Here is a 9,714-nt window from a genome sequence, read left to right on the forward strand (position 1 = left end):
CGCCAGATTCGCGAACCACAAATTTTCGCGAATTTATCACTGATACAGAAGAATGCAGTACTATGTCCACTCCCTGGGTCGCCATTCAAAGAAACCCGATTTCCGGCGCGGGAAATCGGGCCTTGCTGATCAAGGATTTGGTACTTCATCTGAAACAGAAAGGCATTCGCCCGCGGCTGTTTTCCAACCGGGATCGCATGCAGGAACTGCTGAAGCAGCGAGCGGCCGAAGATCAGCCGCTGTGTATCGTGGCAGCCGGCGGCGACGGAACGGTGCAGGATGTAATTAATCGCTATCCCGATCAATGCATTGCCATTCTTCCGCTGGGGACGGAAAATCTGCTGGCCCGCTATTTTGGGATCGAAAAATCAGGTCAGTTTGTCGCGGAAATGATCAGCCGGGGTGTTTCGCGGGAAATTGATCTCTGCCAGATCAACGATCGCAAATTTGTTTTGATGGCAAGCATCGGTTTTGATGCGGCGGTGGTGGAAGCCCTGACGCTCAGTCGCACAGGTAATATTTCCCACTTGAGCTACCTGAAACCCATCTGGAAAACTCTGTGTGCTTATCCGTTTGAACCACTTCACATCACAACTGATGGAGGGGAACAGGAAATGACCGCCTACCATGTCATTGTGGTGAACATTCCCGCGTATGGATTGAATCTGAATTTTGCACCTGCGGCCAATGACCATGACGGACTGCTCGATCTGATTCTCCTCCGTAAGAAAGGGATCTGGAGCATGATCAAATATGTGTTTCGAATCATACGGGGAACGCATCTTGATTCCAGGAGCGTTCAGAAGCTGCAGGCGAAACAGATTCGGATTCAGTCCGCTCATCCGGTTCCCATTCAGACCGACGGTGACGCCACCGGCTCAACGCCGGCAGACATCAGAATCATTCCGGCCGCAGCCCGGTTCATCGTCCCTTGCTCAACTCCTGCAAATGATCAATAATTCATTCTCAATGTCGATTCTCACTTTATGCAGCAGGAAAGGATTCACCCGTGCCTCAAAACCCCGTCACGATTGGAAACATTCAGTGTGGTACCAATCTCCCTTTGCTCTTTATCGCCGGGCCGTGTGTGATCGAAAGTGAAGAACTGGTGCTGACGACCGCCAAACGACTGGCGGAAATTGCCGCGAAGCACAACCTGCCGCTGGTTTTTAAATGCAGCTTCGATAAAGCCAACCGCACCAGCGTCGACAGTTTCCGGGGTCCGGGACTCGAAAAAGGTCTCGAGATTCTGGCGAAAGTCAAACAGGAAACCGGGCTGGAAGTGACGACGGATATCCACGAGCCATATCAGGCAGCGCCCGCCGCCGAAGTTTGCCGGATTCTGCAGATTCCCGCGTTTCTCGCACGCCAAACCGATCTACTGGAGGAAGCGTCCAAAGCCGCCTTGAAATATCAGGGAGTGGTGAATATTAAAAAGCCGCAATTTGTGGCTCCTGAAGACTGTATTCACGCCGTCAAAAAATGTGAAGCGTTCGGCCTGGACCAACTGATGCTGACCGAACGGGGAACCACCTTCGGGTACGGTCGACTGGTAAACGACATGCGGTGTATTCCCATCATGCACGGCATGGGAACCCCGGTGATTTTTGATGCGACCCACAGTGTGCAGACTCCCGGCGGGAAATCGACGGGGGGAGATCGGAAGATGATTCCGTTTCTCGCCAGAGCCGCTGTTGCCGCGGGCTGTGACGGGGTGTTTGCAGAAACGCACCCCGATCCCTCTCAAGCGTTGAGCGACGGCCCTAATATGTTATCTTTGGATCAATTTTCCGATTTTGCCGTGAATCTGCAGAAATTCCGCTCTCTGGTTAATGAAATCGGGGGCCTGACAGACATTCCATCTGATTGAAAATTGGTTATAGTATGGAAAAGAAGTGTCGCAATATTCATTTTTTTCAGTATTCATTCAGAGAGACTGAGCTGATTATTTAACGACTCATTTCCACCAGAAACACGGGTGGAAATGTATAGTATCACGAAACAACGACGAACATGATTTTGACCCAACTGCTCAACCGAACGCATCGATTTCGCCTGCCTGCTCTGGCAGGAATCTGCTGCATCATTCTTCTGTTAACTGTTCCCAGTGGTTGTAAAAAACCGGCACCGCCGCCTGCACAGAACGCGAACTCGGAAGACAGTTCCCAGAACTCCGAATCAACAGAAGACGATCTGGACTGCAACAGTTACATTGACAATTCCATGAGCATGCTGGAACCGGATCGCCTGGGAATCAGTTCCTCAATGGAGCGGGCCGTGGGTCTGTTGAACCAATGGACTTTTAAATGCGGAAGTTTCGACACCAAACCACCGGTCGTCACCGATTCACAAAAGCCGTTCCTGAAAAAATATCTGAGTGAAGCGCAACTCGCAAAAATGGATCTCACGCGATTCACTGAGCTGGATGGCAAATTCATCCGCGATTCACAGCTTTCTAACGGCATGATGACGGCCGCCATCGAAGGCCAGTCCGGCGATGTGGAACGAGCGACGGCGGCCTTCTACTACTGTATGAATAATATTGTGCTCGTCACGAATGAAAAAAACGTACTGCCACTTTCTCCCTACGAAATCAGTATTCTGGGAATCGGTTCCGCAGAGCAACGCGCCTGGGTCTATATCGATGTATTACGACAACTCCGCATCGATGCGGTTCTGTTTCGCCCCGCTGCGCCCAGTCCCTTCAAACTGCTTGTGGGAGTTCTGCTTGATCAAAACATTTATCTGTTTGATCCGGTCCTGGGACTGCCGATTCCTGCTGCAGAACAGCCCGCTGACGCGTTTCTCATTCAAAACCCTGCGACGCTCGACGCCGTCTATAAAAACCCGGACCTCCTGAAAAACTTCTACGGCGAAGATGCCAAAAACCGGTTTTCGACGGAAGAACTGAAAGCCGCACCGGTATTGATTATGGGCCAAAGCTCGGAATGGTCGGCCCGGATGCGACGTCTGGAAGATTCCCTGTCGCGCAAGCAGACATTCGTCCTGTTTCGGAATCTCGATCCGCTGGAAGGGGACCCCGGTTTTATTGCTCACATTCAAAGCATCGGAAACGGGATTCTGAAAGAGGCTGAGATTAAAGTTTCGGAATACCCGGATCAGCAAATCAACGAGAACCAGGGCGCAAGCGAAGAAGTTCTTAAGAAAATCGACGCCATGAAATTACCGTTCCGCGCGCCGGTCCCCTACGATGCGAAGGCCCGGATTCAAAAACCGGAAGGTTTTGAAGTCCGCTGGGGCGCTCCCTCGCGTAAATTACTCAAAACCAGAACCAGACAACTCATGGGCGACCAGCAGGCAGCAATTCAGAGCTATGTCACCACGCGTCTGGAAGCAGGCTTTCCGTCAGATTTAATCGTGCCCCAGGAAACGCGGCTGATGCATTTGATGGCGGCACAACAGGCGGCGTATTTCCTGGCGCTCGGACAGTATATCCAGGGAGAAGACGCTTCCGCTTCCCGGTCGTTTAATGATTACCTGAGAATTTATTCGCGTGTCGATCCCGATCGCACACTGGCGGCCACCTATCTGATGGCGATCAGCGATGCCAAGTCGGGTAAATTATCCAGCGCGATTTTTTCCGTCTCAGAAAATAAACCCCCCGAGGCACTCAAGCCGGCATTTCTTTATCTGAAAGAACGCTGGAAAGCCATTCGGGATCGAGAACCCAAGAAATAAAACGCTTTCATCGGCATAACTTCAACCGAAATCTGAGACATGCTTGCCTTCCTCCGTCGCCGCTGGTTTCTCGCCGCTATCACCGTGGTTATTTTGTGTGGTGTGCTCGCAGGCCATCAGGGACCGGCAGAAAATCTTTCCCGGATCAGGCAGTTCATTCGTCCTTCCTGGCTGACGGCCATCGTTTTATTTCTGATGTCGCTCAGCCTGAATTCAGAGCATCTGCTGACCTCCATCAGAAAACCGGGGCCGCTGATTCTTTCTCTGGCCACGAATGCCATTCTGCTGCCCTTAGTCGCCTGGGCTCTGCTGCCTTTGCAACTGACGCCCGATTTTCAGGTAGGTCTGATCATTATGGCGTCTGTCCCCTGTACCTTATGTGGCGCTTCCGTCTGGACGCGCCGCGCGGGGGGCAACGACGGGATTTCCTTAATGGTCACGATGATCACCAACGGGGCCTGCTTTTTAACGGTCCCCTTCTGGATCCTGTTGATCACTTCACGAGAAATTGAATTCGATCGCGTCGAAATGGTCACGAAACTGTTTTACGCCGCCATGTTACCCGTGGTCTTTGGCCAAATCCTCAGGCTTAATTCCAGGGTCAAACAGTTTGCCGACGGGATTACTTCCAAACTGGGAACGGTGGCGCTGGTCTTCGTCCTGCTGATGGTGCTGCTGGCGGCCGTCCAGACGGGATACGGCATTAAAACCTCGGAAACAGGCATCTCCTTCGCAGCCGTCGCCATCGTCTGGATCAGTTGTATCATCGTCCACGTCAGCGGATTTTTCACCAACATGTTTCTGGGAAAAACGCTGCGTTTTCATCCACGCGATCAGATTGCCAGCGCGCTGGCCGGTAGCCAGAAAACCCTGCCGATCGCGGTTTTCGTCGCCACCGATGCCTCGATGTTTGGCGATGCGGGGATACCGTCTGCCGTCTTCCCGATGCTGATGTTCCACACCTCGCAGTTTTTCATTGATACGATCCTGGCCGACCGGCATCGTGAAAAATATGACACGGAAGAAGAAGCAGTGCCTCTCGAACGGGAAGAACAACCCGTTTCCGCCTGCGAACAGTAGCACAAATTCGGTCTGCCGTCAGTTCTGGTAAATCACCACCAGAAAGATGACCGCCTCTCCGCGTCCCGCGTTCGCGATGGTGTGCGGCACATCGACACGATAACTGGCAGAGTCTCCCGGACCGAGCAGAGTCGTATCATCGCCCGACTGCAGTTCGATCTTTCCTTTTTCGACTGTGAGAAATTCGCGTGTGCCTTTGAAGTGCGGCGCACTTTTCAATTTGCCCCCGATGTGCAACAGCACTTCATAAAATTCCACATCCTTTTCCAGATGCAGCGGGGAGAGGGTGCGAATCCGGCACTCGGCATCGGAACGGTAATGAAAGGTCCGATCTTCGGCGCGAATCACTTCGATGGAAGACGTGGAAATCGGCGCTTCGACCAGTTCTCCCAGCGCAATCCCGAATGCCTGTGAGATACGAACCGTGACCGCCAGCGTCGGATTGGCCTCGCCCCGTTCGATCTGACTGAGCATCGAACGGCTGACTCCACACGCCGCCGACAGCGAATCGAGCGACCAACCGCGTTCTTTGCGTAACGCGCGCACGCGCTGCGAAAGCTGTCCGCTGATCTCATCGGGCGAGAGTTCCACAGGCGGATTGGTGGCCGTTTGTTTTCTGGCGGGATTTGCCGACATTTTATTTTCCAATATACCGGATCTTTTCTCTTGCAAAAAGGAATCTGTTTTCTATTATACTGGATAATGAGCCGCTATAAAGGAATCGCTGATACTAACTTTTAAAATTTCGGGCTAAAGGGATAAATCATGAAAGCACTGGTCAAAAAAGAGTCCAAGCCGGGCCTCTGGCTGGAAGAAGTTCCTGTTCCGACGATCGGCATCAATGATGTTTTGATCAAAGTCGATCGAACAGGAATTTGTGGCACCGACGTGCATATTTATAAATGGGACGCCTGGGCACAGAAAACGATCCCGGTGCCGATGGTGGTGGGCCATGAATTTGTCGGCGAAATTGTGGAGGTCGGCTCGAACGTCGTCGACTACACGCCCGGCGAAATCGTGAGCGGTGAAGGGCACGTGGTCTGCGGCCGCTGTCGCAACTGTTTTGCCGGTCGACGTCATCTGTGTGCGCATACCAAAGGGGTGGGCGTGAATCGTCCCGGTGCGTTTGCGGAATACATCTCGCTGCCGATGACCAATATCTGGCATCACGACGATTCGATTGATCGCGACGTGGCTTCGATTTTTGATCCGTTCGGCAATGCCGTCCATACGGCGCTTTCGTTTCCGGTGCTGGGAGAAGACGTTCTGATTACCGGCGCGGGTCCAATTGGCGTAATGGCGGCGGCCGTCGTCAGGCATGCCGGCGCGCGACATGTGGTGGTGACCGATGTGAACCAGTATCGGCTGGACCTGGCACTGAAGATGGGTGCGACCGTCGCGCTGAATGTCCGCGAAAAAACCATCGCCGATGTGCAGAAAGAGTTGGGAATGACGGAAGGTTTTGATGTCGGCCTGGAAATGTCGGGTAATCCGCAGGCGTTTCGCGACATGCTGGACAACATGTGTCACGGCGGCAAAATCGCCATGCTCGGCATCCCCGAACAGGAAATCGCCATCGACTGGAATATCGTGGTGTTCAACATGCTGACGATCAAAGGCATTTATGGTCGCGAAATGTATGAGACCTGGTATAAAATGACGGTCATGCTGCAGAGCGGCCTCGATATCAGCCCCATCATTACGCACCGCTTCCACGCCAGTGAATTCGAAGCGGGTTTTGAAGTCATGATGTCCGGCCAATCGGGAAAAGTCATTCTCGACTGGAAGAATATTTAACAAACGCACCACTCAAATACGAATCAACAAAATCGAACAGGACTTGTCCCATGTATGGATCGATCAAACAGGAACTGGAAAAAACACTCGCTGCTATCCGTGCAGAGGGTTTGTATAAATCGGAACGCATTATTACGACTCCGCAGGACGCGCATATCCGCGTCGCGGAAGGCGAGCCCGTGCTCAACATGTGTGCGAATAACTATCTCGGCCTGGCAGAACATCCGGACGTCATCGCCGCCGCCCATGCCGGTCTGGATCAGTGGGGTTACGGGCTTTCCTCGGTCCGATTTATCTGCGGAACCCAGTCCATTCATAAGGAACTGGAAGGCAAACTGAGTCAGTTTCTGGGAACCGAAGACACGATTCTTTATACATCCTGCTTCGATGCAAACGGCGGCCTGTTTGAAACACTGCTGACCGCGGAAGACGCGATTATTTCAGACGAACTGAATCATGCCAGCATTATCGACGGCGTGCGTTTGTGTAAAGCGCAGCGGTTTCGTTACAAAAACAACAACATGCAGGATCTGGAAGAACAGCTCAAAGAGGCACAGTCGGCCCGCTTCCGCATGATCGCCACCGATGGCGTGTTTTCGATGGATGGTTTTATCGCCAATCTGCCGGCGATTTGTGATCTCGCCGACAAATACGATGCGCTGGTTATGGTCGATGATTCTCACTCGGTCGGTTTTATGGGTCCGCAGGGAAGAGGGACGCATGAATTTCATAACGTGATCGAGCGCATCGATATTCTGACCGGCACAATGGGTAAAGCGCTTGGCGGCGCGAGTGGCGGTTATACCAGCGGCCGCAAGGAAATCATTGAACTCCTGCGACAGCGTTCGCGGCCTTACCTCTTTTCGAACTCCGTCGCACCGGCGATTGTGACCGCTTCCATCGCCGCTATCGATCTGCTGACCGCTTCCACCGCACTTCGCGATAAACTGGAAGCCAACACAAAACATTTCCGCGCCGGTATTTCGCAGGTCGGTTTCGACGTTTTACCAGGCGAACATCCGATTGTCCCCATCATGCTGGGTGATGCCTCGCTGGCGGCGCAGGTCGCTGAGGCTCTGTTAAAGAAGGGCATCTACGTGATCGGCTTTTCGTTCCCTGTAGTTCCCAAGGGGAAAGCACGAATTCGAACGCAAATTTCCGCCGCTCATTCGATTGAAGACCTGGACTTCGCGATTGAGAAATTCAAAGAGGTCAAACAGGAACTGGGGATTTAGCACTGATGCCAGTTCGTGTTTCTTAATTCAAATTGGCATTTGCATATGGTAACGAACCGGGGCTAACGCCCTTCGGCTAATTGGTCTATTCTACTTTCAATGTCCCCAAAACAAGATCAGCCGCACGGCGTTAGCCGCGGTTAATGCCGATCTGGGTTCGGTTATGATCCTGAGAATCACATTGAAGCCTAATAAATTAACGCGACCTGGTAAGATTCAGTTTGCCGGTTCCGGTTTCTCGGGCGCAAAACCCATCACCGCGTATTCGTAGCGGGTCCTGCCGCTGCTGTCGGCTCGCATGCGTTCGGCGATCAGCGGTAAGCCTTGTGTGGCGGCGAAGCGGACGGACGCTTTCGCGTCGCCATACGAGAAGAGAATGATTACGAGGCTCTTGGGCTGCGGGACCGTTTTATAAATCGCATAAAAACGATCAACAAACGACGACGCCGAATCCGCGCGAAAGTCGGTTGACTGTTTGCCAATTTTCAGGCGAAAAACGCCGTTTTCCGTCAGATACAGTTCCCAGATATCACTGCGTTTGGTGAGTTCGTCGTAAGTCAGGAAATGCCTGATCACATCCTCGGCTTTCGCGCCCGCCAGTTCCTGCAGTTGCTGTTTAATCCGCTCGATCTCGGCTTTGGTTTTCTCGGAATCAGGTTCGGCCTTTGATTCTAACAGCGGATCAATGATCTGGTCCGGTAACTGAAACAGTTGCTGCACCAGTTCACCCACCAGATTACGTTGTTCTTGCGCCTCTTTGAGTTGTTCGGTCAACTCCTGATTCTTTTTTTCCGAAAGCTGCTGGATGCCGCGCATGCGCTGTTCCATCTCGACCGCCATCTCTTTTGTCTGGGCCGCGTCGCGCAATGCCCGCTCATTCTGTTCCGATAACGTATCGATCTTCCGGCGCGCCTGATCGCTGAGTTCTGAATATTTTGCCGTTTTCTGCTCGGCCTGTGCGACCTGTTGTTCCGCGCGCTGTTCGATGCGGGCCGTCGTTTCCTGCGTATCCATGAATTGTGCAAAGATTACGATCAATAACAGATCGAGCAGGGGCGTGAGTTGAAATGTCAAACGGCGTCGGCTGATCATTCTGGTTTGTCGCCTCCGGCTGCCAGAGCCAGTTCGCGTTTTGCCCGCACGACGGTGTCGCGAACGTGGTGCCGATTCTCGACCAGTCCCATAAATGATGTTTCGAGAGCACTATTGATAAACATCAGGAGAATGGCAGCGGCCAGGCCGGCGAAGGTCGACCAGATCGCGTCACCAAAATGACTGACGATGGAACTGATCGTGCTGGAAGTTTCAGAACCGACATTCAGCTGCAGTGCTGCGCCCATCGCCAGTATCGTTCCCAGCACACCCGCCAGCGGATAAGCTTCGATCATTGTGCGACAGATGTTGTAGCAGGTCTCGAAGAAATGTGAGTTCAGATAGCGGCGTTTTTCATCGAGAATATGCACCCGCTCGGAAAGGATTTTCCGGTCGACGGCGTTGGCCTTGGGATCGAGCGTTTCATTGACGTCCGCCAGAAAGGCTTCGATCTGATCCGAAAGATGGCCCGTGGAATCGAGCAGGCTGCGATGTTTTAATCCTCGCGTAAAATCATCCAGCGATGAAGCGATGCCTTTTAAATCGCGGCGGGACCAGATCCAGAGCACCAGGAAAAAGAACAGATGCGCCCCGCACGCTAGTATGATCAGAAATGTGGAGAGTCCGGAGAGCTGGCTTAAATACTGCGACATCAATGATTTCCAGATTGGTGAATAGTTTCGGTGTACCAGAATTCTAGCTCGTAAAGACGCTCAACGCAAAACGAAAGTCTCAGCCTAAAGAGAACGGTCCTATCCTGTGTCCAGGTTTACTGTAGCGTCTCCAGGGCCATTTGGACCGAGTATCATAG

At 52.6% G+C, this 9,714-nt stretch carries 9 protein-coding genes; 6 read left to right on the top strand and 3 right to left on the bottom strand.

All coding sequences use genetic code 11. From position 1 onward, the window contains the following. Positions 1-62 precede the first annotated feature (62 nt). From Q0294_RS04290 to Q0294_RS04305, 4 genes are all read left to right on the top strand, one after another. Complete coding sequence (locus Q0294_RS04290; protein ID WP_299461278.1) at positions 63-959, top strand: diacylglycerol kinase family protein; 897 nt, start codon at positions 63-65, stop codon at positions 957-959. A 50-nt stretch (positions 960-1,009) separates the two neighbouring features. Beyond that, the gene (gene kdsA / locus Q0294_RS04295) at positions 1,010-1,870 is read left to right on the top strand and encodes a 3-deoxy-8-phosphooctulonate synthase (RefSeq protein WP_299461279.1); all 861 of its coding nucleotides are present in this window, start codon (positions 1,010-1,012) and stop codon (positions 1,868-1,870) included. A gap of 143 nt (positions 1,871-2,013) precedes the next feature. Further along, entirely contained in the window at positions 2,014-3,699 is a 1,686-nt protein-coding gene (locus Q0294_RS04300; RefSeq protein WP_299461281.1) for a hypothetical protein, read from the top strand. A gap of 39 nt (positions 3,700-3,738) precedes the next feature. Beyond that, the gene (locus Q0294_RS04305; RefSeq protein ID WP_299461283.1) at positions 3,739-4,779 is read left to right on the top strand and encodes a bile acid:sodium symporter; all 1,041 of its coding nucleotides are present in this window, start codon (positions 3,739-3,741) and stop codon (positions 4,777-4,779) included. An 18-nt stretch (positions 4,780-4,797) separates the two neighbouring features. Here Q0294_RS04305 and Q0294_RS04310 read toward each other — a convergent pair whose 3' ends face one another. Beyond that, the gene (locus tag Q0294_RS04310) at positions 4,798-5,415 is read right to left on the bottom strand and encodes a helix-turn-helix domain-containing protein (RefSeq protein WP_299461285.1); all 618 of its coding nucleotides are present in this window, start codon (positions 5,413-5,415) and stop codon (positions 4,798-4,800) included. Between the two features lie 129 nt (positions 5,416-5,544). Here Q0294_RS04310 and tdh point away from each other — a divergent pair, with 129 nt between their 5' ends. Together tdh and Q0294_RS04320 are read left to right on the top strand one after the other, a co-directional pair. Further along, on the top strand, positions 5,545-6,576 hold the full coding sequence (gene tdh, locus Q0294_RS04315; protein WP_299461287.1) for an L-threonine 3-dehydrogenase: 1,032 nt from the start codon (positions 5,545-5,547) through the stop codon (positions 6,574-6,576). A gap of 50 nt (positions 6,577-6,626) precedes the next feature. After that, positions 6,627-7,811 carry a glycine C-acetyltransferase gene (locus tag Q0294_RS04320; RefSeq protein WP_299461289.1) on the top strand — a complete coding sequence of 395 codons (1,185 nt, stop codon included), beginning with the start codon at positions 6,627-6,629 and terminating at the stop codon, positions 7,809-7,811. A gap of 216 nt (positions 7,812-8,027) precedes the next feature. On the opposite strand, the gene Q0294_RS04325 is transcribed toward Q0294_RS04320, so the two are convergent. Then, the gene (locus Q0294_RS04325) at positions 8,028-8,903 is read right to left on the bottom strand and encodes a hypothetical protein (RefSeq protein ID WP_299461291.1); all 876 of its coding nucleotides are present in this window, start codon (positions 8,901-8,903) and stop codon (positions 8,028-8,030) included. Then, the gene (locus Q0294_RS04330; protein WP_299461293.1) at positions 8,900-9,556 is read right to left on the bottom strand and encodes a MotA/TolQ/ExbB proton channel family protein; all 657 of its coding nucleotides are present in this window, start codon (positions 9,554-9,556) and stop codon (positions 8,900-8,902) included. The genes Q0294_RS04325 and Q0294_RS04330 overlap by 4 nt, the downstream gene beginning before the upstream one ends. Between the last annotated feature and the right edge of the window lie 158 nt (positions 9,557-9,714).

The sequence above is a fragment of the uncultured Gimesia sp. genome, assembly GCF_937919775.1.
Taxonomy (GTDB): domain Bacteria; phylum Planctomycetota; class Planctomycetia; order Planctomycetales; family Planctomycetaceae; genus Gimesia.